Origin of the sequence: Streptomyces sp. TRM68416 (assembly GCF_014596915.1) — a bacterium.
GTDB lineage: Bacteria > Actinomycetota > Actinomycetes > Streptomycetales > Streptomycetaceae > Streptomyces.
Genome location: NZ_JACVWU010000001.1, coordinates 1 through 24710 on the forward strand (window position 1 = coordinate 1; position 24710 = coordinate 24710).

At 71.1% G+C, this 24710-nt stretch carries 22 protein-coding genes, 1 pseudogene and 1 riboswitch; of the genes and pseudogenes, 5 read left to right on the forward strand and 18 right to left on the reverse strand.

The features are described from left to right. Nucleotides 1-72 precede the first annotated feature (72 nt). The 6 genes from ICC28_RS00005 to ICC28_RS00030 all read right to left on the reverse strand — a co-directional run bounded on the left by ICC28_RS00005 (nt 73) and on the right by ICC28_RS00030 (nt 5112). On the reverse strand, nt 73-795 hold the full coding sequence (locus tag ICC28_RS00005; protein WP_188286230.1) for an endonuclease/exonuclease/phosphatase family protein: 723 nt from the start codon (nt 793-795) through the stop codon (nt 73-75). A gap of 74 nt (nt 796-869) precedes the next feature. Beyond that, a complete protein-coding gene (locus ICC28_RS00010) occupies nt 870-1823 on the reverse strand; it encodes an ROK family glucokinase (protein ID WP_188286231.1) in 954 nt (317 codons plus the stop codon). A gap of 54 nt (nt 1824-1877) precedes the next feature. Next, nucleotides 1878-2366 (reverse strand): DUF5304 domain-containing protein, encoded by a 489-nt coding sequence (locus ICC28_RS00015; protein WP_188286232.1) that lies wholly within the window; start codon nt 2364-2366, stop codon nt 1878-1880. A gap of 57 nt (nt 2367-2423) precedes the next feature. After that, nucleotides 2424-3581: an ArsA family ATPase gene (locus ICC28_RS00020; RefSeq protein ID WP_188286233.1), complete on the reverse strand. Its 1158-nt coding sequence runs from the start codon at nt 3579-3581 to the stop codon at nt 2424-2426. A gap of 175 nt (nt 3582-3756) precedes the next feature. Continuing rightward, a complete protein-coding gene (locus ICC28_RS00025) occupies nt 3757-4203 on the reverse strand; it encodes an SRPBCC family protein (protein WP_188286234.1) in 447 nt (148 codons plus the stop codon). 111 nt (nt 4204-4314) lie between these two features. Beyond that, entirely contained in the window at nt 4315-5112 is a 798-nt protein-coding gene (locus ICC28_RS00030; RefSeq protein ID WP_188286235.1) for a metallophosphoesterase, read from the reverse strand. Nucleotides 5113-5419: 307 nt separating this feature from the next. Between ICC28_RS00030 and ICC28_RS00035 the strand changes: the two genes are divergently transcribed. Continuing rightward, nucleotides 5420-7216 carry an AMP-dependent synthetase/ligase gene (locus tag ICC28_RS00035; protein ID WP_188286236.1) on the forward strand — a complete coding sequence of 599 codons (1797 nt, stop codon included), beginning with the start codon at nt 5420-5422 and terminating at the stop codon, nt 7214-7216. A 13-nt stretch (nt 7217-7229) separates the two neighbouring features. Here ICC28_RS00035 and ICC28_RS00040 read toward each other — a convergent pair whose 3' ends face one another. Next, entirely contained in the window at nt 7230-8810 is a 1581-nt protein-coding gene (locus ICC28_RS00040; protein WP_188286237.1) for a GMC oxidoreductase, read from the reverse strand. A gap of 213 nt (nt 8811-9023) precedes the next feature. After that, entirely contained in the window at nt 9024-10166 is a 1143-nt protein-coding gene (locus ICC28_RS00045) for a glycosyltransferase family 4 protein (protein ID WP_188286238.1), read from the reverse strand. A 118-nt stretch (nt 10167-10284) separates the two neighbouring features. On the opposite strand from ICC28_RS00045, the gene ICC28_RS00050 reads away from it, so the two are divergent. Next, nucleotides 10285-11520, forward strand: a complete 1236-nt coding sequence (locus ICC28_RS00050; protein WP_188286796.1) for a glycosyltransferase 87 family protein — start codon at nt 10285-10287, stop codon at nt 11518-11520. A 41-nt stretch (nt 11521-11561) separates the two neighbouring features. Next, nucleotides 11562-11783 (forward strand): annotated as a pseudogene (locus tag ICC28_RS00055) (PadR family transcriptional regulator); the annotation flags it as partial. On the opposite strand, the gene ICC28_RS00060 reads toward ICC28_RS00055, so the two are convergent. The 5 genes from ICC28_RS00060 to ICC28_RS00080 all read right to left on the reverse strand — a co-directional run bounded on the left by ICC28_RS00060 (nt 11771) and on the right by ICC28_RS00080 (nt 17132). After that, nucleotides 11771-12955, reverse strand: a complete 1185-nt coding sequence (locus ICC28_RS00060; protein ID WP_188286239.1) for a hypothetical protein — start codon at nt 12953-12955, stop codon at nt 11771-11773. The pseudogene ICC28_RS00055 and the gene ICC28_RS00060 sit on opposite strands and share 13 nt — an antisense overlap. Nucleotides 12956-12998: 43 nt before the next feature. Further along, on the reverse strand, nt 12999-14021 hold the full coding sequence (locus ICC28_RS00065; RefSeq protein WP_188286240.1) for an NlpC/P60 family protein: 1023 nt from the start codon (nt 14019-14021) through the stop codon (nt 12999-13001). A gap of 214 nt (nt 14022-14235) precedes the next feature. Continuing rightward, a complete protein-coding gene (locus ICC28_RS00070) occupies nt 14236-15270 on the reverse strand; it encodes an NlpC/P60 family protein (RefSeq protein WP_188286241.1) in 1035 nt (344 codons plus the stop codon). Nucleotides 15271-15480: 210 nt separating this feature from the next. Beyond that, nucleotides 15481-16824 (reverse strand): NYN domain-containing protein, encoded by a 1344-nt coding sequence (locus ICC28_RS00075; RefSeq protein ID WP_188286242.1) that lies wholly within the window; start codon nt 16822-16824, stop codon nt 15481-15483. A gap of 68 nt (nt 16825-16892) precedes the next feature. Further along, the gene (locus ICC28_RS00080) at nt 16893-17132 is read right to left on the reverse strand and encodes a hypothetical protein (protein WP_055541554.1); all 240 of its coding nucleotides are present in this window, start codon (nt 17130-17132) and stop codon (nt 16893-16895) included. Between the two features lie 155 nt (nt 17133-17287). Here ICC28_RS00080 and ICC28_RS00085 point away from each other — a divergent pair, with 155 nt between their 5' ends. Further along, nucleotides 17288-18022: a rhomboid family intramembrane serine protease gene (locus ICC28_RS00085; RefSeq protein WP_188286243.1), complete on the forward strand. Its 735-nt coding sequence runs from the start codon at nt 17288-17290 to the stop codon at nt 18020-18022. Beyond that, nucleotides 18019-18300 (forward strand): Lrp/AsnC family transcriptional regulator, encoded by a 282-nt coding sequence (locus ICC28_RS00090; protein ID WP_188286244.1) that lies wholly within the window; start codon nt 18019-18021, stop codon nt 18298-18300. The genes ICC28_RS00085 and ICC28_RS00090 overlap by 4 nt, the downstream gene beginning before the upstream one ends. A gap of 22 nt (nt 18301-18322) precedes the next feature. On the opposite strand, the gene ICC28_RS00095 is transcribed toward ICC28_RS00090, so the two are convergent. From ICC28_RS00095 to ICC28_RS00115, 5 genes are all read right to left on the reverse strand, one after another. Further along, a complete protein-coding gene (locus ICC28_RS00095; protein WP_188286245.1) occupies nt 18323-19684 on the reverse strand; it encodes an aminotransferase class V-fold PLP-dependent enzyme in 1362 nt (453 codons plus the stop codon). A 91-nt stretch (nt 19685-19775) separates the two neighbouring features. Next, a riboswitch (SAM riboswitch) is annotated at nt 19776-19891 on the reverse strand. Between the two features lie 75 nt (nt 19892-19966). Beyond that, nucleotides 19967-21031, reverse strand: coding sequence for an anthranilate phosphoribosyltransferase (gene trpD / locus ICC28_RS00100; RefSeq protein ID WP_188286246.1), 1065 nt, complete (start codon nt 21029-21031; stop codon nt 19967-19969). 137 nt (nt 21032-21168) lie between these two features. Further along, entirely contained in the window at nt 21169-22803 is a 1635-nt protein-coding gene (locus ICC28_RS00105; RefSeq protein WP_188286247.1) for a cytochrome b, read from the reverse strand. After that, a complete protein-coding gene (locus ICC28_RS00110; protein WP_188286248.1) occupies nt 22800-23855 on the reverse strand; it encodes a ubiquinol-cytochrome c reductase iron-sulfur subunit in 1056 nt (351 codons plus the stop codon). The genes ICC28_RS00105 and ICC28_RS00110 overlap by 4 nt, the downstream gene beginning before the upstream one ends. Further along, the gene (locus ICC28_RS00115) at nt 23852-24664 is read right to left on the reverse strand and encodes a c-type cytochrome (protein ID WP_188286249.1); all 813 of its coding nucleotides are present in this window, start codon (nt 24662-24664) and stop codon (nt 23852-23854) included. The genes ICC28_RS00110 and ICC28_RS00115 overlap by 4 nt, the downstream gene beginning before the upstream one ends. Between the last annotated feature and the right edge of the window lie 46 nt (nt 24665-24710).

Below are 24710 nucleotides of genomic sequence, written 5' to 3' on the forward strand. Positions count from 1 at the left end.
GGCGGCCGGTCGGTGGAGCCGTGGCCCCCCCCCCCCCCCCCCCCCCCCCCGCAGCGCCCCCCGCAGCGCCGCCTAGTGCGCCGGGATCCGGAGGGTGGCCAGGACCGGGAGGTGGTCCGTGGCTGTTCTCAGGTCTGTGTCGGTGATGCCGGGGAGGCCGAGGGGCACCCCGCAGCCGAGTACCTCGATGCCCTTGGTGGCGAAGATCGCGTCGATGCGCTGGTGGGGGTCGGCGGGGGTCGAGGTGTACTCGCCGCCGGAGGGGGCGGTGGCCCAGCAGTCCTGGAGGTTCTCGGCGAGGCGGGTGAAGGTGCGGCCGCCGGGGCGCTCGTTGAGGTCGCCGCCGGCAACGGCGTGCTCCACGCCCATCCCGGCCAGCCGGTCCAGGAGCATGCCGCCCTGGTCGTAGCGCTCGTCCTTGTGGAGGCTGAGGTGGCAGCTCAGTACGCCCAGGCGGGCGCCGCCGAAACGGACCACGGCGGTGGAGAAGCCGCGGCGGTGGTGGCCGGGGACGAGCGGGAGGAGGACGTCCTCCGTGCGCTCCACGGTGGCTCTGAGCGAGCAGAGGATCGCCGGGCCCGCGGCCGTGGCACCGCCCGCGAGGATCACGAGGCCCGACGCGCGGGCCAGGCGGGCCAGCTTCTTGCGCCAGCGGAAGAACCGGGGGGCCTCCTGGACCAGGACCAGGTCGGGGGCGCACGCGCCGATCACCCTGGCCAGGGCGTGGGTGTCGTCGCGCATCGAGCGGATGTTGTAGCTCAGGACCCGGACGAGGGCCGAACCGTCAGACGCCATGTCGATCAATTTACGCGCAACGACGAGGGGCGCCAGGTGCAGTACACCCTCGCGCCCCTCCTCGATGACGTGTCCTACATGATCGGGTCGGGCTCCCGGGCCAGGTCGGCCGCCCCGACCATGCCCGCTTTGTTGCCGAGCTGGGCCGCGATCACGTCGGCGACCGGGCGCCAGTTGCCGCCCACCAGCCAGCGCTTGTACGACTTGCGGATCGGGTCGAGAACCAGCTCGCCCTCGTCGGAGAGCCCGCCGCCGACGATGAACGCGGAGGGGTCGAAGAGCGAGGCGAGGTCGGCGAGGCCGGCGCCCGCCCAGCGGGCCAGCTCGCGGTAGGAGTCGACGGCGACCGGGTCGCCCTGCCGGGCGGCCATGGAGATGTGCTTGCCCTCGATGCCGTCGGGGGTGCCGTCGCCCAGGCCGAGCAGGACCTCGGCGTTCTCGGGGGTGGCGTTGGCGCGCTGCTTGGCGTACCTCACCAGCGCGCGCCCCGAGGCGTACTGCTCCCAGCAGCCCTGCGAGCCGCAGCCGCACAGCAGGCCGTCGGGGACCATGCGGATGTGGCCGAACTCGGCGGCGACGCCGAAGTGGCCGCGGCGCAGCTTGTTGCCGATGATGATGCCGCCGCCGAGGCCGGTGCCGAGCGTGATGCAGATGACGTTGCGGTGGCCCTTGCCGCCGCCGAACTTGTATTCGCCCCAGGCCGCGGCGTTGGCGTCGTTCTCGACGACGACCGGGAGGCCCACGCGGGCCTCGACCTTCTCCTTCAGCGGCTCCTGACGCCAGTCGATGTTCGGCGCGAAGTAGACGGTGGAGCGCTGCCGGTTGACGTAACCGGCCGCTCCGATGCCCACGCCGACGATCTCGTGACCGGTGCTCGCGCCCTCGACGGCGGAGGCGATGGCGTCCACGATGCCCTCGGGCGTACCCGGGGTCGGCACCTTGTGGGTCGAGAGGATGTTGCCTTCCTCATCGACCACGCCGGCCGCGATCTTCGTGCCGCCGATGTCGACGCCGATGGTGAGTCCCATGAATCCCTCAGTTTCGGTCGAGCCCCGCTACGGCCAACCGTACCCGAGCAGACTTCAGTCCAAGTCGATGCGTTCGCCGGGGCCCGCGTCGTCGCCCCGGTCCCGGCGCTCTTCCAGGTCGTGGTCGTCGCGGGTCGTCCAGCGGTGTTCCTGGGCCTGGACGGCGGAGCGGTAGGCGGCGAGCAGTTCGTTGCCCGCGGCCGCCAGGTGGTCGAAGACGTCCGGGTTTCGCTCGATCACGGGTTCGACGGCCGCCTTCGCCTGCTGCACGACCTGCCTGACCACCTGCTGGGCGGCGGGTCCGGCGACCGCGCCGAGCAGCGGGGACTGCAGGGAGGACAGTTTGTCGGCGACGGCGTCGGCGAGCTTGCGCAGTTCCTCGGCGGCCGAGCCCGGGGGCGGGCCGTACGCGGCGCGGCGGCGGGCCTTCTCGGCCTCCAGGTCCTCGGCGCACGCCGTCGCCCACGCGTCGGCGTCGGTCGCCCGCACCTCGTCGAGCGCCTCCGTGTCGGTGGCGTCGGACGGGGGGAGCTCTTCGCTCATGACGGACTCCTGACTACGGTTCGTCCCTACGACGTTACCCGAACGGGCGTAGCCGGTTCACCGGGTCGTCGGCCACAGCTCCGGGTCGGGTGCGAACCGGATGCGCAGTTCCCCCTCGCGCAGCGCCGCGCCGTCGACGGTGCACCGGCGCAGGGCGGACGGCAGGGGCACGATCCTTCGGAAGGGGCCGGCCGTGAGGACGAGTTCGTCGCCGCGGCGGACGAGGTCGAGTTCGTCGCGTATCGCGCCGGGCAGGGGGATGTGCCACACCAGCACGCCGTCCTCGGTGAGGCGGTCGACGACGGGCCACTCGACGGCGGAGGGCGCCTCGCCCGCGTCCGGGACGGCGAGCGCGGCGAGGTCGTCGGCGCCGCGGGGGTCGTGGCCGAGGTGCGCGACGGTCCGTACGTCGTACGTCTCCCCCCACTCCTCCAGGATCTTGCGCTGCTGGGCGACGAGGCCGGGGGACCATGCCTCCGGTACGACGCGGTTGGCGACCAGCATGTCGGGGCGCAGGCCGCGCAGGGCGAGGGCGAGGGTCGCGGTGCGTACGGCGTCGTCGCCGGCCGGGCCGGGTTCAGCGACCAGGCGTACGGCGGTGTCGCGGTCGGCGACGACGGCCTCCACGGCGGCGAGCTCGACGTCCCAGCGGGCTGCGGTCTCGTAGAGCCACTCGGCGGGCATGGGGACGCCGGCGAGCCGGCCGAGGACGGGGCGCAGGGCGCGGGCGGCCTGTCGCTCGGGCGGGAGCAGTCGGCGCAGGTAGCGGCGCAGCTCCTCCGGGAGGGCGAGGAGGGCGAGGGCCTGCGGGGTGGCCGGGAGGTCTACGACGAGCAGGTCGTGCCGCTCGGAGAGGGCGGCGTCGCGCAGGGCGCGCAGGAGGGTGAGTTCCTCGGCGCCGGGCAGGGGGGTGAGCTCCTCGGGGTCCAGGCGGGAGGCGCCGAGGAGTTCGAGGGCGGAGGTCGCGCGTTCCTGGAAGGCGGCGAGGTCGTCGCGGAAGCCGGCGGTGGGGTCGGGGCGGCAGGCGGTGAGGTGCGGGGTGACTGCCGTCGGGGTGGGGCCGGTTTCCGTGGCCAGGGCGGCGCCGAGGGTGTCGGTGCGGTCGGCGCTGAGCACCAGGGTGCGGCGTCCGGTGCGCGCGGCGGCGAGGGCGGTGGCTGCGGCGACGGCCGTGCGGCCGCCGCCGCCGGGGCCCGTGATCAGGATGGTGCGCATGAGGGTGAACGGTAACGGACGTCTGCGTTCAGCCCTGTTGCATCGGTGCGCGAGGGGGGCGTGGGGGGTGGGTCGCGCGGCCCGGCGCTTACGGGGTGCCGCCTGCGCCCACCCGTGCCGCCCCAGCGGCACGACTGCCCGCAGGATGGCGCCAGAGGCCCCCGACGCCCGCGTGCTACTTGGCCGCGCCCGATTCCACCCGCTTCTTCAGGCCGGCCAGGGCGCGGTCGATGATGACCTTCTCCGCCTTGCGCTTGATCATGCCGAGCATGGGGATCTTGACGTCGACGGTGAGCTGGTAGGTGACCTCGGTGGAGCCGGCGCCGGCCGGCTTGAGGATGTAGGAGCCGTCGAGGGACCGGAGCATCTGGGACTTCACCAGGGTCCAGGAGACCTCGTGGTCGCCGGTCCAGGTGTAGCCCAGGACCTGGTCGTCCTTGATGGCACCCGCGTCCATCACGAGCCGTACCTGCTCGGCGCGCCCCTGGGCGTCCGTCGCCAGGACCTCCGCCTCCTTCACCTCGCCGGTCCAGTCCGGGTAGCGGGCGAAGTCGGCGATCACCGCCATGACATCAGTGGGTGCCGCCTCGATCGTGATGCTCGAACTGGTGTGTTCCGCCATCGCCGTGGCTCCTCCAGATGCGGGCCGGTTGGGTCGTCCGTGCGCACGTGTGTGCAGCGTGAAGGCTACCGCGCACCCGACCGGCCGACTTCACCGCCCGTCCACGGACGGTCACCACTCCAGCGCCCACGGCTTCCCGGTGCCCGCGAAGTGCCCCACGTTCACGCACTCCGTCGCCCCGACCCGCATCCGCCGGGCCAGCGGCTGGTGGACGTGGCCGAAGAGCGAGTACCGCGGCCGGGTCCGGCGGATCGCGTCCAGCAGCGCCCGGCTCCCCCGCTCGAAGCGGCGCGCGACGGTGTCGTAGACGAGTTCCGGCACCTCCGGCGGGATGTGGGTGCACAGCACGTCCACCTCGCCCACCGCCTCGATCTTCGCCGCGTACTCCTCGTCGCTGATCTCGTACGGGGTGCGCATGGGTGTGCGCAGACCGCCGCCGACGAAGCCGAAGACCCAGCCGCCGATCTCCACCCGCTCCCCGTCCAGCACCGTCGTGCCCGGTCCGGCGTACTCGGGCCACAGGGGCGGCATGTCGACATTGCCGTAGGTGGCGTACGTCGGTGTCGGGAACGCCGCGAACAGCTCGGCGTACTGTTTGCGTACCGCTTTCTCGATCACCGCGCCCCGGTCCGCGCCGATGCCGGCCCACAGGCGGGCCCCGAACTCGCGCGCCTCCTCGTAGCGGCGGGCGGTGCGCAGCGCGACGATGCGGTCGGCGTTCTCCGCGCCGAAGAGGTCGGGGAAGATGCCGCGCGAGTGGTCGGCGTAGTCGAGGAAGAGGACCAGGTCACCCAGGCAGATCAGGGCGTCCGCGCCGTCACCGGCTCTGGCCAGGTCGCGGACGTTTCCGTGTACGTCGCTGACCACGTGCACGCGGGTCCTGCCGTTGCCGGCTGGTGTGGATGCCATGGCGATCAAGCGTAGGCCCGTGCGGCATGCGTGAACAGTGGCGGCCGGACCTGCGGTTACTGGCTAGTCATGAAAGGGGTCGACTACTGTGCGCAAGGAAGCATCAGAAGAAGTCCCCATCGTGTGACGCAGCGAACATCTCGCCGGGACCCCCTGTCGTAGAAGCCATACCGGCGGGTAACGTCCGGGCAGTCCAGTCGTGCTCAGCATTTCAACCACCGGATGCCTGAGTACCTGCCCGAGCCTTGGACCGCACCGTCGCATCACACAACGTCGTGGCGCCGGCGCCCTATGAGGAGCAGCAGTCTTGCGCGAGTTCAGCCTTCCGGCTTTGTACGAGGTCCCCGCGGACGGAAACCTGACCGACATCGTCCGCCGAAACGCCGCGCAGCATCCCGATGTCGCCGTCATCGCCCGCAAGGTCGGCGGCGCCTGGCAGGACGTCACCGCGACGGCCTTCCTCGCCGAGGTGCGGGCCGCCGCGAAGGGGCTCGTCGCGGCCGGTATCCAGCCGGGCGACCGGGTGGGCCTGATGTCCCGCACCCGCTACGAGTGGACCCTGCTGGACTTCGCGATCTGGTCGGCGGGCGCGATCACCGTGCCGGTGTACGAGACCAGCTCGGCGGAGCAGGTGCAGTGGATCCTCGGCGACTCGGGCGCGACCGCCTGCATCGTCGAGCTGGACAACCACACGGCCGCCGTGGAGTCGGTGCGCGACTCGCTGCCCGCCCTCAAGCACGTCTGGCAGATCGAGGCCGGCGCGATCGAGGAGCTGGGGCGCCTCGGGCAGGGCGTCAGCGACGAGACGGTCGAGGAGCGCAGCTCGCTGGCGAAGGCCGACGACCCCGCGACGATCGTCTACACCTCCGGCACGACCGGGCGGCCCAAGGGCTGTGTGCTCACCCACCGCAACTTCTTCGCGGACTGCGGGAACGTCGTCGAGCGGCTGCGCCCCCTGTTCCGTACGGGCGAGTGCTCGGTGCTGCTCTTCCTGCCGCTCGCGCACGTCTTCGGCCGGCTGGTGCAGATCGCCCCGATGATGGCGCCGATCAAGCTGGGCTGTCTGCCGGACATCAAGAACCTCACCGACGAGCTGGCCGAGTTCCGGCCGACGCTGATCCTCGGTGTGCCGCGCGTCTTCGAGAAGGTCTACAACTCGGCGCGCGCCAAGGCGCAGGCGGACGGCAAGGGCAAGATCTTCGACAAGGCGGCGGACACGGCCATCGCCTACAGCCGGGCGCTGGACAACCCCTCGGGCCCGTCCCTCGGCCTGAAGATCAAGCACAAGGTGTTCGACAAGCTCGTCTACAGCAAGCTGCGCGCGGTCCTCGGCGGCCGTGGCGAGTACGCCATCTCCGGCGGCGCCCCGCTGGGCGAGCGCCTGGGGCACTTCTTCCGCGGCATCGGCTTCACGGTCCTGGAGGGCTACGGTCTGACCGAGACCTGTGCCCCGACCGCGTTCAACCCGTGGGACCGGCAGAAGATCGGCACGGTCGGCCAGCCGCTGCCCGGCTCGGTGGTGCGGATCGCCGACGACGGCGAGGTGCTGCTGCACGGCGAGCACATCTTCAAGGAGTACTGGAACAACCCGGGCGCGACCGCGGAGGCGCTGGCCGACGGCTGGTTCCACTCCGGTGACATCGGCACCCTCGACGAGGACGGCTATCTCAGGATCACCGGCCGCAAGAAGGAGATCCTGGTCACCGCGGGCGGCAAGAACGTCGCCCCGGCCGTGATCGAGGACCGTATCCGGGCGCACGCGCTGGTCGCGGAGTGCATGGTGGTGGGCGACGGGCGGCCGTTCGTGGGCGCGCTGGTCACCATCGACGAGGAGTTCCTGGGCCGTTGGGCCGCCGAGCACGGCAAGCCGTCGGGGGTCACCGCGGCGTCGCTGCGCGAGGACGCCGATCTGCTGGCCGCGATCCAGTCGGCGATCGACGACGGCAACGCCGCGGTGTCCAAGGCGGAATCGGTGCGGAAGTTCCGCATTCTGCCCTCCCAGTTCACGGAGGAGTCGGGCCACCTGACGCCGTCGCTGAAGCTCAAGCGGAACGTGGTGGCGAAGGACTTCGCGGACGAGATCGAGGCGATCTACGCGAAGTGACCGGCCGGTTCGCTCATGGCGCGGTGTCCTCGGCGAGGACCCGCGCCATCGTGCGTTCGGCGAGCGCGGTGATCGTCACGAACGGGTTCACCCCGATCGACCCGGGCACGAGCGAGCCGTCGGTGACGTAGAGCCTGGTGTATCCCTTCACCCGGCCGTACGTGTCTGTCGCCTTCCCCAGCACGCAGCCGCCCAGCGGGTGGTAGGTGAAGTCGTCGGCGAAGGCCTTGTTGGACGAGCCGAACAGGTCGTAGCGGTAGATCGTGGCGTTCGCCGCGTTGATCCGGTCGAACAGCTTCTTGGCCATGGCGACGGAGACCGCGCTCTGGGCGGCGGTCCAGCCGAGCCGCATCGTCCCGTTCGCGTACGTCAGCGCCGCCCGCTCCGGGTTCTTGGTGATCGCCAGGTAGAGGCTGACCCAGTGCTCCAGGCCCGTGGGCAGGGGCGCGATCTCGGCGAAGACGGGGTTGGCGGCGTTGGCCCAGTCGTCGATCCCGAGCACCGGCATGGTCGACTGGTTCGCCCCGACCGTGTCCCACAGGTGGTTGGCGCGGGCCAGCATCACGTTGCCGTTGGTGCCCCAGCCGGTGCCGACGCTCCCGTCGAGGGCGGGCAGGGTGCCCGTCTCCCGTGCGCGCAGCAGGAGTTCGGTGGTGCCGAGGCTGCCGCCGCCGAGGAAGAGGTAGCGGCAGCTGTACTCCTTGGTCCGGACGACCGTTCCGGTGTGGTCGATCCGCTCGGCGGACAGCAGGTAACTGCCGTCGGCGGCCCTGCTGATGGCGGTCACCCGCTCCAGGGTGTGGAGGGTGACGTTCCCGGTGCCGAGGGCCGAGGCGAGGTAGGTCTTGTCCAGGGTGCGCTTGCCGTGGTTGTTGCCGTAGACCACCTCTCCGGCGAGCGCCGACTTCGTCGCCGTACCGGCGGCCTCGCGCTGCATGTACCCGAAGTCGTAGACGTTGGGCACGAAGGTGGTCCGCAGGCCGGTGTTGGCCGCGTGCTTGCGGGAGATCCGGCTGTAGCGGTACCACTCCGTGGACTCGAACCACCTCGGGTCGACGGTGTTGACGCCGAGCATGGAGCGGGCGCGCGGGAAGTAGGTGCCGTACATCTCGTCGGCGTCGACGGTCGGGAACTGCTCGGCGAAGTACGACCGCGGGGGCGTGACCGCCATGCCGCCGTTGACCAGGGAGCCGCCGCCGACGCCGCGGCCGACGTAGACGGACATGTTGGCGAAGTGCACGCGGTCCAGGACGCCGGGGTAGGGGCTGATGTTCCTGTTGACGACGTCCAGCCACAGGAAGGTGGCGAGCGGGGCCTCGGTGCGGGTGCGGAACCACATGGAGCGGTGGTCCGGGGTGGCGGTGGAGCAGAAGATCTTGCCGTCCGGGCCGGGGGTGTTCCAGAGGCGGCCCATCTCGATGACGATCGTGCGGATGCCGGCCTGGCCGAGGCGGAGGGCGGCCACGGAGGCGCCGTAGCCGGAGCCGACGACGATGGCGGGGGCGGATTCGACTGCGTCGGGCTCAGCAGCGTGGGCGGACTGGAGACCTACGCGGGTGAAGCCGAGGGTGGCGGCCGTCTGGAGGGCGGCCATTCCTAGGATTTGACGTCTCGTCAGGTGACGTTGTATCAGTTTTGCGTTCATGCTGCGCAGCATGGGCGGATTATTGGGTTCCGCGAAGGGGGTGCGCAGGCGCCAACCGGGGTACCACGAATCGCCGTTGGCGGGTGCGGGTGCTTCGTGGCTTGTCGCGCCCACGCGGCGGAGCCGCATATCGACACAGCCCCGCGCCCCTGAAGGGCGCTTCTACAGAAGCGTCTTCAAACGTTCCGCCAGCAGGTCCCACCGCCACCTCTCCTCGACCCACGCCCTGCCCCGCTCCCCCATCCTGCGGCGCAGTTCAGCGTCCCCGAGGAGGGCCGTGATCCGGCCGGCCGCCTGTTCCGGGGAGCCGCCGCGCACCACCCACCCCGTCTCGCCGTCGAGGACCGCGTCCGGCGCCCCGCCCGAGTCGCCGGCGACGACCGGGAGCCCGGTCGCCGAAGCCTCCAGGTAGACGATGCCGAGCCCTTCCACGTCCAGGCCCCGGCGCCGCGTCCGGCACGGCATCGCGAAGACGTCGCCGGCGCCGTAGTGGGCGGGGAGTTCGGACCAGGGGACCGCGCCGGTGAAGCGGACCGAGTCGGCGACGCGGGTGTCGTGGGCGAGGCGGCGCAGTTCCTTCTCGTAGGGGCCGCCGCCGACGATCAGGAGGACGGCGTCGGGCTCCTCGGCCAGGATGCGGGGCATGGCCAGGATCAGCGTGTCCTGGCCCTTGCGCGGCACGAGCCGCGAGACGCACACGACCACGGGCCGGTCGGTCAGCCCGAGGCGGGCCCGGACCTGGTCGCCCCCCGACCCCGGGTGGAAGGTCTTCTCGTCCACGCCCGGCGGCAGTTGCGCCATCCGCGCGGCCGCGTCCGGCGTGAGGGCGGCGGCGATCCGGGAGCGCGTGTACTCGCCGAGGTAGGTGATCGTGTCGGTGGCGTCCCCGATCCGGCGCAGGAGCTGCCGCGAGGCGGGGAGCTGCGCCCATCCGGCCTCGTGCCCGTGGGTGGTGGCCACCAGCCGCTCGGCCCCGGCCTTCCGCAGCGCGGGCGCCATCAGCCCGAGCGGCGCCGCCGCCCCGAACCACACCGACGTGCACCCGTGCTCACGCAGCAGCCCGACCGCCCGCCGGGTGGCCTGGGGCGTCGGCAGCAGCATGGTCGTGGAGTCGCGTACGACGGTGAAGGGCTGTTCGGCGTCGAAGGCGGCGGTGGCCGCGGCGCCCTCCCGGCCGCGCTTCCAGGTCGAGGCGTAGACGACCAGTCGCTCCGGGTCGAGCCGCAGGGCCATGTTGTGCAGGAACGCCTGGATGCCGCCGGGACGCGGCGGGAAGTCGTTCGTCACGATCAGCGTCTTGTGCATCGCCGCCGACCCTACCGAAGGCGTCGGCCGCAGCGCGTCACGGCCGCGCCTGTGGCCCGCGCACAGCTTCCCGGGACATCATGTTCCCCTCATGGCGATGCGAACGGCAGGGAACCAGGTGGAGACGAGCGGCACACGGCGGTCCCTGGCGGGACTTCTGGGGGTCTGGTCCCTGACCAGGCTGTTCCTGCTGCTCTTCGTGTTCAAGGTGTACGTCTTCCCCGGCCCGGACGTCACCACCGACGTGTCGGTGATCTACCAGGGCTGGTACGAGGTGCTGCGCGCCGGAACGTTCCCGCAGGACGACGTGACCTGGCAGTACCCGCCCGCCGCCGCCCTCGCGATCCTCTCCCCCGGGCTACTGTTCCACCTGGACTACGCCTCCGCCTTCTTCGTCCTCGCCTTCACCGCCGACCTGGCCGTCCTCGGCCTGCTGCTGTACACCGGCGCGCGCCCCGGGCGAACCCTGCGCGGCGCCTGGGTGTGGGCGGTGGGCGTACCGCTGCTCGGCCCGACCGTCTACGCCCGCTACGACGTGATGGTGACCGCGGTGGCGGTGGCGGCGCTGCTCGCCGGTGCCGGGCGCCCGCGTGTGATGGGCGCGCTGACGGCCGTGGCCGCGATGCTGAAGGTGTGGCCGGTGCTGCTGCTGGTCGCGGCGCGGCGCCGGTCGGCGTGGGTGTCGGCGGCGGTGACGGCCGCGGTGCTGGCCGGGGTGTTCGCGATGGCCATGCCGGGCGCGTTCGCCTTCCTGACCTTCCAGCGCGACCGCGGCACCGAGGTGGAGTCGCTCGGCTCGCTGGTCTTCCACGTGGCCCGGCACTTCGGCTGGGACGGGCAGGTGCTGCTGAACTACGGCTCGGTGGAGTTCCTCGGCCCGCACGTGGGGCTGGTGAGCAAGGCCGCGCTGGCCCTGTCCGTCGTGGCCTTCGGGTGGCTGCTGCTGTGGCGGCTGAGGGCCACCCGGTTCCTGCCGCACACGCTCGCGGACGCGGCGTTCGTCGCGGTGCTGATGTTCACCACCACCAGCCGGGTGATCAGCCCGCAGTACATGCTGTGGCTGGTCGGTCTGGCGGCGGTCTGCCTGTGCTTCCGCGGCAGCCGGATGGGGCGGCCCGTGGGCGTGGTCCTGGTGGCGTGCCTGGTGACGGTGCTGGAGTTCCCGGTCTGGTTCGGTCATGTCGTCGCGAGCGATCCGCTCGGCATCACCCTGCTGTTCGTCCGCAACGGCCTGCTGGTCCTGGCCACCGTCCTCGCCGCCCGCGCACTGTGGCGCTCCACGGTGCCCGACTCGGCCCCGACCCCGTTCCCGACTCAGCCCACCCGTGCCAAGGAGACCTCGCTACCCTCCTGACGCGGAACGCGCCGGAACATCACCAGCACCGCCGAAGAAGCCAGCACAAGCCGGACCGCCGGGAGCAGGCCGCGGTGCTGCGGCGGCGCCTGGACTTCCTGGAGACCCCGGCGAGCTTCTTCTACCGGGACGGGGAGCCGGTGCGGGTGGAGGAGGCCGGTGATTTGTTTCGGCAGGGGATGTTGCGGGTGGCGCGGGCGACCGGGCGGGCGGAGCGGGCCTGGTTCAGGGAGGCCGTGGAGCTGCTTGATCAGGCGAACTGAAGCCGCAGGTAGGCGCGCCACTGCTCGGTGAAGTCGGCAAGGTTCGTGGCGAGCACCCGCTCCAGCGCGTCCTCGACCGCGCCCTCCCGTTCGTCGTGGGCTCCGACGGCCCGGTAGAACTCCCGGAGCTTCTCCTCGCCCCACCGGTCGGCGATGAGCCGGCAGGCCATCCAGCCGCTCTCGTAGGCCTGCGCCAGCTCGGCCGCGCTGCCGGTGAACCCGAAGTCCTGGTCGGTGGGCAGCGTCGCCGGCACCCGCCCGTGGCTCACCGCCCGCCACAGCTCCGGCGCGGCCTGGGGCGGCGTGCGCCCGGCGGCGAGATAGCCGACCCAGTCGGCGAACCCCTCCGACAGCCACAGCGGGGTGGCGGCGGAGGTGTGGGCGCGGGTGGCGACATGCGTGGTCTCGTGGGTGAGGACGACCTGCTTGCCGGTGCTGCCGAGGACGCCGTACGCGACGGGGTTGACGATGATCCGGTCCGCGGGCGCCCGGGCCGGGTCACCCGTCTCGCCCGTGGTGACGGCGGCGATCCCCCGGTAGGAGGAGGCGGGCGAGCCGAGCAGTCCCGCCATCCCCTCCAGCGACTGCGGGACGAGGACGACCGTGCGCCGCGGCCACTCGGTGCCCCAGGCCCGCGTCACCTCCGGCACCGCCCGGTCCGCCAGCTCGGCGTAGGAGGCCAGTTTCTCGGCGGACTGCCCGACGCCCAGCACCAGGCTGCGCTCGCCCCGGGCCAGCAGTACCTCACCCTGGTCCCACAGCTGCTCGGCGGCCTTCTCCGCGGGCCGCTCGGCGTCGACGTACCACCCGCCCCCGGCGTCCACGCTGAGCCGCAGGGTGCGGCCGACGACGACCGGCGCCCGGTCGTGGCCCTCGATGCGGTAGCGCAGGTCGGCCTCGGCGGTGGCCGTGTCCCCGATGCGCCGCAGGCCGGTCACGCGGTAGGACCACTCGGCGAAGGGCACCGCGCGCAGCCGGTCGTAGCCCGCTCCCGTCCGGGCGAAGGCCGCCGCGTCCCGGTCGACGACCGCGGCCGCCCGCCGGTCGAGCACCCGCTGCACCGCGTCCGTGGCCGCGTCCGACGCGGGCCGGCCGCCGCACGCCACCAGCGAGACGAGCAGCAGACACAGTGCCACCACCGAGCACCCCGACGCACCCCGTCGACCAGCCATGCGGCGATCGTACGGCGGCCGCGCCGCGGAGGTCAGACCCCCGTCAGACCCTGGTGACCGTCGCGCCCGGCATCATGCCCACCGGGTCGTAGCGCACGGGCGCGCCGGGATAGGGCGCGTGGACCACCTGGCCGTTGCCCATGTACATCCCGACATGGCTGGCGTCGCCCCGGTAGGTGACCAGGTCACCGGGTTGCGCCTGGGCGAGCGGCACCTGCCGGCCGGCGTACCGCTGGCCCTGCGAGGTGCGCGGCAGGGAGACCCCGGCCTGCGCGTACGACCACTGCATCAGGCCCGAGCAGTCGAAGCCGTTGGGCCCGTTGGCGCCCCAGACGTACGGCTTGCCCACGGCGGAACGGGCGGCGGCGACCGCGGCGGCGGCACGGCCCGAGGACGGGGCGGCGCTCCCGAGGTCGGGCAGGTCGGAGCGGCCGGAGCGGGAGGCGCGGTCGTAGGCGTCCCGCTCGGTGGACGGCAGGGAGTTGAGCAGTTGCCGGGCCCTGGCGAGCTTGCTCTCCACGGTCCGCTTGTGGGAGGCGACGGCCTTGCGGCTCTTCTCCAGCTCGCCGAGCTTGCGGGTGGCCTCCGCGCGCTCCTGGGCGAGTTCGCGCATGGCGCCCTGGAGGTCCTTCAGCTCACCGGCCTGGTGGGCGGTGAGCCGGTCCAGGGCGGCGGCCTTGTCGAGGTAGTCGTCCGGGTCGTCGGAGAACAGCAGGGCCAGCGACGGGTCGAGGCCGCCGGAGCGGTACTGGGCGCCGGCCAGCGAACCGAGCGCCTCCCGCATGGTGTTGATGCGCTCCTGCTGCCGGGCGATCCGGTCCTGCGCCCCGCCGACCTGCTTGCGCAGCGCGTCGGCACGTTCGTCGGCCTTGTTGTACGCCTCGGTGGCCTTCTCCGCCTCCTCGTAGAGGCGGTCCACCTCGGCCCGGGTGTCGTCGGCCGGAGCGGCGACCGCGGTGGTGGCCGGTACGGCCCCGAGAGCGGCGGCCGCCGCTGACATGACGCAGAGCGCTGCGCTGGCGCCCCGGTCGAACCCGGACGGTACAAGGCGACGATGTGACCCCACGAGAAGCCGCACCCCATCTCACTGGCGGACAGGAAACGCGGCAGACAGTAACCCCGGGACGGGTCACCGGCCAACGACCGCCGTGGGCACACAACGTGACGCCCCGCCTATGACGCAGGTCATGGGCGGGGCGCGGGGTCAGTTCAGGTCGGCGCGATTCGCCCGAACGGGCGGTGCCGTGTCCTGATCTTGAAGGGGTCCCCCGAGGGGGTGGTCAGATCCGGACGCCGAACTGGAACGGCATGTTGTTGATCGACTCGTAGCGGACGACCGTGCCGGTGCGCGGGGCGTGCAGGATCTGGCCGTTGCCCGCGTAGAAGCCGACGTGGTGCAGGTCGCCGTAGAAGATGACCAGGTCGCCGACCTTGAGGTCGGACTGGCTGTAGATGCGCGTGCCGGCGTTGGCCTGGGCCTGCGAGGTGCGCGGGATGGAGACGCCGGCCTGGGCGAAGGCCCAGGAGGTCAGGCCCGAGCAGTCGAAGGAGGAGGGGCCGGAGGCGCCGTAGACGTAGGGCGAGCCGAGCTTGCTCTGGGCGGCCTGGTAGGCGGACATCACGCGGCCGGAGCCGGCGGGGGCGTCGCCGAGCTGGACGCGGTCGGCGGAGGACCGGCTGGCCCGCTCCTCCTTGGCGGCGAGGGCGGCCTTCTCGGCGGCGGTCAGCGTGTTGAGCAGCCGCTGCGCCTCGGCCAGCTTCGCCTGGACTTCCTTCTTGTTCTTGCCCAGCTCGGTCCGGGTGGAGGCGAGGTCCTTGAGCTTCTCGGTGGCCTCGGCCCGGTCCTGGGCGAGTTCGCGCTGCTTGTCCTGGATCTTCTTCAGCGCCTCGACCTGCTGGCCGCTCAACTGGTCGAGTGTGGAGGCCTTGTCGAGGTAGTCGTCCGGATCGGAGGACAGGAAGAGCTGGAGGGAGGAGTCGATCGACCCGGTGCGGTACTGGGCGGCGGCGGCCAGGCCTATGGAGTCACGCAGCTCGTTGAGGTCTTCCTGACCGCGCGCGACGTTGTCCTGGATGGTGGAGATCTCCTTCTGGAGCTTCTCCTGCTTCTCCTTGGCGCCGTTGTACTTCTCGGTCGCGTGCTCGGCCTCTTCGTAGAGCTTGTCGACCTTGGCCTTGACCTCGTCCTTGCTCGGCTTCTCACTGGGAGCGGCGTTGGCTGCCTGCGAGCTGATGGCCACGGCGGCTGCGGCGGCGGTGGTCAGCACGGTCACACGTGCACGGCTCGGCTGCTTGGGTCGACGGTGGGACGCCACGGAGGCGAACTCCTTCTTCTGAGTGATCTCGCGATCGAAGGTTCGAAGGCAGACCCTAGTGACACAGCTGTGATCAGTTCAAACCCGTGGGCGATTTACCCCGGTTACGGTCCGCATTTTTTGCCATCAACCCACGTGCAGTGATCTCGGATTGACGCTACGTCGCGTGACACTTCCGCCAATTCGGGCAATGCGTTTGTACGTTGACCTTCAGGACAGTCGCCTGAGAAGCACCGCAGAAGCGACCGGCCGGGCGCCCGCCCGGGCGACCCCGTCCGCCACCTCGCGGTCGGTCGAGACGACGATGACCGGCCGGCCGGGCGGCTCGGCGCGCACCAGCTGGCGAATCAGCTCGTCCGCCGTGACACCGGGCTTGGAGAACAGCACCCGGACCCCGCGCGGCGGCGCGAGCAGCACCGGCGCGGCCAGTTCGGCGCCGTCGAAGACGCACGTCACCTCGGCGCCGGTCTGCGCGGCGAGCTGCGAGAGCTGCCCGAGCAGCCTCAGCCGCTGCTTCTCCAGCGGCATCTGGGGATAGCCGGTCTTGGTGACGTTGTAGCCGTCGACGACCAGATGCGCCTGGGGCAGGGCGAGCAACTGGTCGAGGATCGCGGGGTCGTTCTCGGACAGCGCCCGCGCGGCGATGTCCTTCGGTGTCATACGTCCCGGTTCGACCGCGTCCACGGTCTGCGCCGGACGCACCGACACCGGTGGCAACGCCAGCTCCCGGCGCAGCCCTTGGGTGGCGTCGAGCAGGGTGTCGAGCAGCAGCCGGACCCGCATGTCCTCCACGCTGCGCCCCTCGCGGGCGGCCCTGCGGGTGGCCTCCAGCGCCGCCTCGGCCTCACCGAGCCGCCCCTTGAGCCGCCGGGCCTCGCTCTCGGCGGCGGACACCTGTGCGTGCGCCTCGGCGCGCATGGCCTCGATCTCGCCGTGCACCTTGCGCAGCGCGGCCTCGCCGCGCTTGACGTCGCTGAGGGCGGCGCGCAGCTTGCGGTGAAGCGATTCCGCTTCCTTCTTGGCGGCCTCCAGCTCGCCGCGCAGCCGCTCGGTCTCCGTCCGGGTCTGTTCCCTGGCCTGGGCGAGTTCCTCGCGCAGCCGCTCCAGCTCGGCCCGGCTCTCCTCGTCGGCCCGCTCGGCGTCGGCCCGCTGGGCCTCCTCGCCGGCCGCGGTCACGAGCTTCACCCAACCGGTGGGCCGCAGTACATAGGCCGCGGCCGCGACGTCGAGCGGATCCGCGGCCGGGGGTGGTGCGCCGGAGTCGAGTGCGCCGGAGAGTTCCGGCTGGGCCTCTCTCAGCTTCTCCCCGATGCGCTGCCGGAACAGTGGATCGGTCTCCAGTGCGGCGGCCATCGCGTTGCCCGCGAACTTGGCCCGCCGGTTCGGTGCGAACCGGGCGTACTGCCGTAGCTGGGCGGGCAGTTCACCGACGGTCAGCCCGCCGAAGCCGTCGGAGACGATCTGTACGACTCTTCTGCGCACTCCGTCGGGCAGCGGACGGTCGAGCACCTCGGCGGCGCCGTCGCCCGGCCCCCCGCCTGTGGTCTCCACCATCCGTTGTCACCCCAATGCCTGTGCGGATCCCCCGGCGAGGGGGATCGCCCGTGCGGGGCCCGCTCCGCTCAGGAGCCGGCGCCCGGCCTGTCCACGAGTTCCACCTGGTCCACGGCGTTGCACCAGCGGCAGCGGACCGACTCGATGGTCTCACTGACCACCTCGCGCTCCTCCACCTTCGGTTCGCCGGCCAGGTCCAGGTGGACGTACTCGACGACCTTCGACGAACGCGTCACGTCGAAGCGGGTGAGGTTGCCGCAGAGGGTGCAGCGCCACCGCGTGGTGGCGGTCGGCAGGGGAACCGTCATCGCGACTGTTCTTTCCTTCCAGTGTCGGTGACTCACCGGTGTCCCCGGTGCGTGTGGCTCGTAACCCTACGGCCTGGCGGGTACTCGCCGCTCGGGCGTCCACGGCGGCGAGGCAGTCTGTTCTATTCCATCCTGTTACGTCATGCTCTGTGTTCATGATCAGCACCTGGGGTACGACGGTCCGCCGAGCGATCCGGACGCCCGCGCCGGTGACATACGGACTGATCGCCCTGTGCACGCTGATCTTCCTGATCGGCCCCGCCTCGGGCCTCAATCCGGTCTACGGCGGCGGCGAGGAACTGCTCGCCGCGCAGCGCGCCCACTTCCGCCGCTGGGGCGTCGTCCCGGCCGAGCTGTTCGAAGGCTCGGCCCGCGCCGCCCTGACCCCGGCCACCGCCCTCTTCGTCCACGGCAGCTGGGTCCACCTGCTCGGCAACATGCTCTTTCTCTACGTCTTCGGCGTACTGACCGAGGAACGGATGGGCCGCGTCCAGTTCACCCTCTTCTACCTGGGCTGCGGCTACCTGGCCCTGCTGGGCTACGCGGCCGCCAACGCAGCGTCCCAGCAGTCCCTGGTCGGCGCGTCCGGCGCGATCTCCGCGGTCCTCGGCGCCTTCCTGGCGCTGTTCCCGCGGGCCCGGGTGACCAGCCTGCTGCCCTTCCTCTTCTTCCTGCCGCTGCGCTTCCCGGCGTGGGTCGTGCTGCCGTTCTGGGCGGCCCTGCAGTGGCTGGCGGCGGGGCGGGCGGCGAGCGGGCCCGGGGTGGCGTATCTGGCGCACCTGGTGGGCTTCGGCCTCGGCCTCTGCTTCGCCTGGGTGCGGTTCGGCCGTGGGACTAGAGTGAAGGCCACCCCAGCGACGCCGGCCCCCGAGGGAGAGAACCAGCCGTGATCACCGCGATCGTCCTCATCAAGACCAGCGTGGACCGGATCCCCGAGATCGCGGAGCAGATCGCCTCACTGGACAGCGTGAGCGAGGTCTTCTCCGTCACCGGCACCTACGACCTGATCGCGATGGTCCGCGTCAAGCAGCACGAGGACCTCGCCGAGGTCATCCCCGGCCGCATCAGCAAGATCCCCGGCGTGGAGGGCACGGACACCCACGTGGCGTTCCGCACGTACTCCCAGCACGACCTGGAGGCGGCGTTCGCGCTCGGCCTGGACTCCTGACCCGGATCCGCCGCACACCCCGTCAGACGGCCGGGACGCACCGCCCGTCCTCGGTCCGGTAGGTCCACTTCGCGCCCTCGGTGACGAGTTCGCGCACCGCGGTCACGAAGCGCTCCACGTGCTCGTCCGGGGTGCCCGCGCCGAAGCTGACCCGGATCGCGTTGAGGGACTTCTCGCCGGGCGCCGCCTCGGGGGCACCGCACTCGCCCTGGGTCTGCGGGTCGCTGCCGAGCAGGGTGCGCACCAAGGGGTGGGCGCAGAACAGGCCGTCGCGGACGCCGATGCCGTACTCGGCGGAGAGCGCGGCCGCGAAGTGGGAGCTGTTCCAGCCCTCGACGACGAAGGAGATCACGCCGACCCGGGGTGCGTCGTCGCCGAAGAGGGAGAGGATCTTCGCCTCGGGGACCTCGGCGAGGCCCGCGCGGACCTTCTCGATCAGGTACTGCTCGCGGGCGACGAGGGTGTCGAAACCGGCCTCCGTCAGCGCCTTGCAGGCCGACGCGATGGAGTAGGCGCCGATGACGTTCGGGGAGCCGGCCTCGTGGCGGGCGGCGCTGTCGTGCCACTCCACGTCCACTCCCCCGTCCGCGCGCCGGGTGACCCTGCGGCTGGCGCCGCCGCCCGCGAGGTACGGCTCGGCCGCGCGCAGCCAGTCGGCGCGGCCGGCCAGCACACCGGAGCCGAAGGGCGCGTAGAGCTTGTGGCCGGAGAAGGCGACCCAGTCGACGTCGAGGTCGCGCACGGACACCGGGTGGTGCGGGGCGAGCTGGGCGGCGTCGAGGACGATCCGCGCGCCGTGCGCGTGGGCGGCGGCGGCGAGTTCCCGTACGGGCCACAGCTCGCCGGTGACGTTGGAGGCGCCGGTGACGCAGACCAGGGCCGGGCCGTAGGGGTCGCGGTCGGCGAGGGCGTGTTCCAAGGTGGCCACGGCCTGTCGCGGGCTGCGCGGGGCGTCGAGGTAGGTGACCTTCGCGTCCTGCCAGGGCAGCAGCGAGGCGTGGTGCTCGGTCTCGAAGACGAAGACCTGGCAGTCGGCGGGCAGCGCGGCGGCGAGCAGATTGAGCGAGTCGGTGGTGGACCGGGTGAAGACCAGCTGGTCGTCCGCGCGGCAGTCGAGGAACTCGGCGACGGTCCGGCGGGCGTTCTCGAAGAGGTCCGTGGAGAGCTGGGAGAGGTACCCGGCGCCCCGGTGGACGCTGCCGTAGTAGGGCGCGTAGGCGGCCACGTCGTCCCAGACCCGCTGGAGGGCGGGGGCGCTGGCGGCGTAGTCGAGGGCCGCGTAGGTCACTTCGCCACCTGTGACGAGCGGGACGGTGACATCTCGCCCCAGAACGGGCAGCGGGGCACAAACGGTCAGATCGGCGGCAGCGGTGAGCGAAGACATGGGGGAACTCCCGTGAAAGAAGGTGGAAGAGGGTGCGCGGAGGTGGGGCTCAGCGGCCCTATCGCATTCGCTTGCTCACGGGAATCTCCTGGTCACGTGCTTGCCGTAAGCCTTCTGGCTACGGCCTGGTCCTCACCCGGGGCACCCCGCCACGGACGGAGGGTTGCCGGACAGTCGGCCGGGGCCTCATGACTGTCACTCATGACCTGGTTCAGGAACGTACGTGAAGTGATCGATGTCCCGCAACCCGTGTCCGGATCGCGGGACATCCCGGCGCGGACCCTACGCGTTGCTGGCCGCCACCCAGCGCTCCAGCGTCCGCTTGGCCGCGCCCGAGTCGATGGACTCGGCGGCCTGCGCCATCCCGGCGCGGATCTGCTCCGTCAGCGGGGCCCCGGTCGGGTGCAGGGCGACCAGCGCGGCCGCCGAGTTCAGCAGCACCGCCTCGCGCACGGGCCCCGGCTCGCCGTCGAGGAGCCGCCGGGCGACCTCGGCGTTGTACGCCGCGTCCGCGCCCCGCAGCGCCTCCACCGGGACCAGCTCGACGCCGACGTCCCGCGGGTCGAAGGGCTCCTCGGTGACCTTGCCGTCGCGCACGACCCACACCCGGGAGGTGGCCGTGGTGGTCAGCTCGTCGAGGCCGTCGTCGCCGCGGAACACCAGCGCGGACGAGCCGCGTTCGGCCAGCACGCCGGCCATGAGCCCGGCCATGCGGGTGTCGAAGCAGCCGATCGCCGAGGAGGTGACCCGGGCCGGGTTGGTCAGCGGGCCGAGCAGGTTGAACGAGGTCGGGATCCCGAGGTCCCGGCGGACCGCGCCGACGAACCGCATCGAGGGGTGGAACTTGGCCGCGAAGCAGAAGGTGATCCCGGCCTGGTCCACCACCTGCGCCACCCGTTCGGGTGACAGGTCCAGGTTGATGCCGAGCTTCTCCAGTACGTCCGAGGAGCCGCTCGCCGAGGACGAGGCCCGGTTGCCGTGCTTGACGACCTTCGCGCCGGTGCCCGCGATCACGATGGCGGACATCGTCGAGATGTTGACCGTCCTGGCCCGGTCGCCGCCCGTGCCGACGATGTCGACGGCCGGTCCCGGGATGTCGAGCGGCTGCGCGTGCGCGTACATCGCCTCGACGAGACCGGTGATCTCCTCCACGGTCTCGCCCTTGGCCCGCAGCGCCACCATGAAGCCGGCGATCTGGGCGTCCGTCGCCTCGCCGCTCATGAAGCGGTTCATGGCCCACGCCGTGTCGTCGGCGCTCAGATCACGTCCGGCGAGCAGGACACTCAGGACGTCGGGCCAGGAACGGCCCGCCGCGGTGTCGCCTCCAGCGGGGGTCACAGCGCTCATAAGGCCGCTCCTGGGTGTCGTAGACAGGTGTGGGACGGAGAAGTGTGCCCCCACCCTATCCAGCCGGGGGGCATGCCAAAGGGCCCCGTCCGAAGACCGGACGGGGCCCTTTGGGTGGCGTGGCGACGCCGGAGTGATCAGTGGTGGCCGTGGCCGCTCGTGATCTCCTTGTACTCCTCGACGGTCGGCTTCGGAATCTGCGACTCCTCGCCGTAGTACGCCTGGCTGAGCTTGGCGCGCAGCTTCTCGGAGCCCTTCACCTTGCGCTCGACGCCGTTCTCGTCGACCGTCGGGCCGATCTCGGCCGGCTTGTACTGCTCGTGCGCGGTGAGCGTGTGCAGCTGCTCCTGGCTGAGCGGCTCGTGCACCTCGATGAACTCACCGTGCGGCAGGCGCTTGATGATGCCCGACTCGCGGCCGTGCAGCACCTTGTCCTTGTCACGGCGCTGGAGGCCGAGGCAGATCCGCTTGGTGGCGATGAACACCACGACCGGCACGACGAAGAAGCCGATGCGGACGAACCAGGTGATCGCGTTGATCGACAGGTGGAAGTGGGTGGCCCAGAGGTCGTTTCCACCACCGACGAGCAGCACGAAGTACCAGGAGATCCACGCGGCGCCGAAGGCGGTGCGCGTCGGCGCGTTGCGCGGGCGGTCCAGGATGTGGTGCTCGCGCTTGTCGCCGGTGACCCAGGCCTCGATGAACGGGTAGACCGCGATCGAGACCAGGACCAGCGGGAAGATCATCAGCGGGATGAACACACCCAGGACGAGCGTGTGACCCCAGAAGTTGATCTCCCAGCCCGGCATGACACGGATCAGGCCCTCGGAGAAGCCCATGTACCAGTCCGGCTGGGCGCCGGTCGACACCATGTCCGGACGGTAGGGGCCGATGGACCAGACGGGGTTGATCGTGGCGATCGCCGAGATGGCCGCGATGACACCGAAGACCAGGAAGAAGAAGCCTCCGGCCTTGGCCATGTAGACCGGCAGCAGCGGCATGCCGACGACGTTGTTGTTCGTCTTGCCGGGGCCCGCGAACTGCGTGTGCTTGTGGTAGAAGACCAGGATCAGGTGGGCGACCACCAGGCCGAGCATGATGCCCGGCAGCAGCAGGATGTGGATCGAGTAGAAGCGGGCCACGAAGTCGCCGCCCGGGAACTCGCCGCCGAAGAGGAAGAACGAGATGTACGTGCCGACGATCGGCACGGACAGGATCGCGCCCTCCATGAAGCGGACACCGGTGCCGGAGAGCAGGTCGTCCGGGAGCGAGTAACCGGTGAAGCCGGTGAACATGCCGAGGACGAACAGCAGGAAGCCGAACAGCCAGTTGACCTCACGCGGCTTGCGGAACGCGCCCGTGAAGAACACGCGCATCATGTGCACGAACATGCCCGCGAGGAAGATCAGCGCGGCCCAGTGGTGGATCTGCCGGATGAGCAGACCACCGCGCACGTCGAAGGAGATGTGCAGCGTGGAGCTGAACGCCTCCGACATGAGCTGTCCCTGCATCGGGATGTAGCTGCCGTGGTACTCCACCTCGTTCATCGACGGGTGGAAGAACAGCGTCAGGTACACACCCGTGAGGATGATGATGATGAAGCTGTAGAGGCAGACCTCGCCCAGCATGAACGACCAGTGGTCGGGGAAGATCTTGCGCATGTTGGCCTTGGCCAGGGAGTAGATCCCCAGCCGACCGTCGGCCCAGTCGGCGACGCGCTCGCCGGCCGGCGCTTTGCCGCGCCGGGTCTCGTTGGTCTCGTTGGTGCTCATCCGCGCTCCCAGAAGGCAGGACCGACCGGCTCGTCGAAGTCGCCGAGCGCCTGGAGGTAGCCCTCGTCGTTCACGCCGATGCGCAGCTGCGGCAGGGCGTGGCCGGCCGGGCCGAAGATCACTCGGGCGCCGTCGGCGAGGTCGAAGGTGGACTGGTGGCAGGGGCAGAGCGCGTGGTGCGTCTGCTGCTCGTACAGGGAGATCGGGCAACCGACGTGGGTGCAGATCTTCGAGTACGCCACGATGCCCTCGTGGGACCACTCGAGCTCGCGCTTGTCCTTGATGTTGTCCGGCTGGATCCGGACGATCATCACGGCCGCCTTGGCGATCTCCTTCTGGAAGTCGTGGTCGTGCTCCTCCAGACCCTCGGGCTTGACGAAGGTCAGGGAGCCGACCGCGATGTCCGACGGACGCAGCGGCTCGTTGGTGTTCATGTTGACCAGCAGCTTGCCCTTGCCCCACAGGGTGTGGCGCAGGGACGTGCCCGGCAGCGGGCCGAGGTCACGCAGCAGCACGACACCGGAGAGCGGGAACAGCGCCAGCGCACCGAACATCGAGTTGCGGATCAGCTTGCGGCGGCCGAGCGCGGACTCCTTGGCACCGGCCGCGAAGTCGGCCATGACCTTGGCCTTGACCTCGGGGGGCGCCTCGATCGGGTGACGCTCGTCGGCGATCTCCACGTCCGACATCAGGGTGCGGGCCCAGTGGACCGCGCCCGCGCCGATGCAGAACAGCGAGATGCCGAGCGTCATACCGAGCGCGAAGTTCAGCGCGCTGATGTGACCCAGCGGGAAGATGTAGACCGACTTGTCGACGTCGATCGCCACGTAGGAGGCGATGAAGCCGATGGTCGCCAGCATCGACACCGTGAACAGGAAGGCGACCGTGCGCTCGGACCGCTTGGCGGCCCGCTCGTCGATGTCCTGGATCCGGTGCTCGTGGGGCGGCAGGCCGGGGTCCGCGAACGGGTCCTTCTCGTCCGCGACGCTCACCGCGCCGTGTGCGTCCTGCTCAGCGGGCAGGTTCTCTTCTGGAATGTCTTGGCTACTCATGACTTCTTGGCCTTTGCGGTCCGAGCGGCGACCCACACGGCGACCGAGATCAGCGCGCCGAGTCCGAAGATCCAGGCGAACAGGCCCTCGCTGACCGGACCGAGTCCGCCCAGCGCAAGACCGCCCGGGTTCTCGGTCTCGTCACCGTTGACCGCGTTCAGGTACGCGATGATGTCCTTCTTGTTCTGCTCCGACAGCGTGGTGTCGGGGAAGGAAGGCATGTTCTGCGGGCCGGTCTGCATGGCCTCGTAGATGTGCTTCGGGTCCACGCCCTCAAGGTTGGGCGCGTACTTGCCGTGGGTCAGCGCACCGCCCTTGCCGGTGAAGTTGTGGCACTGCGCGCAGTTGTTGCGGAACAGCTCGCCACCCTTGGCGATGTCGGCGCCCTGGGGGCCGTACTCCGCCTCGGTCGGGATGGACGGGCCGGCGCCCAGCGAGGCGATGTACGCCGCGAGCTGGTCGATCTGGGCCTGCGTGTAGACGACCTTCTTCCGCGGCGCCTGGGCGCTCTGGGAGGTCGCGGCCGGCATGCGGCCGGTGCCGACCTGGAAGTCGACGGCAGCGGCGCCGACGCCCACCAGGCTCGGGCCGTCGGAGGTGCCCTGACCGCCGGTTCCGTGGCAGCTGGCGCAGCCTACGGCGTAGAGCTTCTTACCCTCGTCGATGGCGAGAGACTGGGCGGTTTCGTCTGCCTGCGCCTTGCCCGTGGGCGCGACAAAGGCGTACAGCCCCCCAGTGGCCGCCAGCGCGAGGAGTAGGACGACGACCGCCGCCAGCGGATGGCGTCGTCGTGCGGAGAGCTTTTTCACGGATTACCCCGGTGTCAGGATCTTCTGCGTCGATGCATCTGGGATG

Coding starts and splice junctions, on each gene's coding strand:
- ICC28_RS00005 (WP_188286230.1), bottom strand. CDS start 795: ATGGCGTCTGACGGTTCGGCCCTCGTCCGGGTCCTGAGCTACAACATC.
- ICC28_RS00010 (WP_188286231.1), bottom strand. CDS start 1,823: ATGGGACTCACCATCGGCGTCGACATCGGCGGCACGAAGATCGCGGCC.
- ICC28_RS00015 (WP_188286232.1), bottom strand. CDS start 2,366: ATGAGCGAAGAGCTCCCCCCGTCCGACGCCACCGACACGGAGGCGCTC.
- ICC28_RS00020 (WP_188286233.1), bottom strand. CDS start 3,581: ATGCGCACCATCCTGATCACGGGCCCCGGCGGCGGCGGCCGCACGGCC.
- ICC28_RS00025 (WP_188286234.1), bottom strand. CDS start 4,203: ATGGCGGAACACACCAGTTCGAGCATCACGATCGAGGCGGCACCCACT.
- ICC28_RS00030 (WP_188286235.1), bottom strand. CDS start 5,112: ATGGCATCCACACCAGCCGGCAACGGCAGGACCCGCGTGCACGTGGTC.
- ICC28_RS00040 (WP_188286237.1), bottom strand. CDS start 8,810: ATGGCCGCCCTCCAGACGGCCGCCACCCTCGGCTTCACCCGCGTAGGT.
- ICC28_RS00045 (WP_188286238.1), bottom strand. CDS start 10,166: ATGCACAAGACGCTGATCGTGACGAACGACTTCCCGCCGCGTCCCGGC.
- ICC28_RS00060 (WP_188286239.1), bottom strand. CDS start 12,955: ATGGCTGGTCGACGGGGTGCGTCGGGGTGCTCGGTGGTGGCACTGTGT.
- ICC28_RS00075 (WP_188286242.1), bottom strand. CDS start 16,824: ATGGTGGAGACCACAGGCGGGGGGCCGGGCGACGGCGCCGCCGAGGTG.
- ICC28_RS00080 (WP_055541554.1), bottom strand. CDS start 17,132: ATGACGGTTCCCCTGCCGACCGCCACCACGCGGTGGCGCTGCACCCTC.
- ICC28_RS00085 (WP_188286243.1), top strand. CDS start 17,288: ATGATCAGCACCTGGGGTACGACGGTCCGCCGAGCGATCCGGACGCCC.
- ICC28_RS00095 (WP_188286245.1), bottom strand. CDS start 19,684: ATGTCTTCGCTCACCGCTGCCGCCGATCTGACCGTTTGTGCCCCGCTG.
- trpD (WP_188286246.1), bottom strand. CDS start 21,031: ATGAGCGCTGTGACCCCCGCTGGAGGCGACACCGCGGCGGGCCGTTCC.
- ICC28_RS00105 (WP_188286247.1), bottom strand. CDS start 22,803: ATGAGCACCAACGAGACCAACGAGACCCGGCGCGGCAAAGCGCCGGCC.
- ICC28_RS00110 (WP_188286248.1), bottom strand. CDS start 23,855: ATGAGTAGCCAAGACATTCCAGAAGAGAACCTGCCCGCTGAGCAGGAC.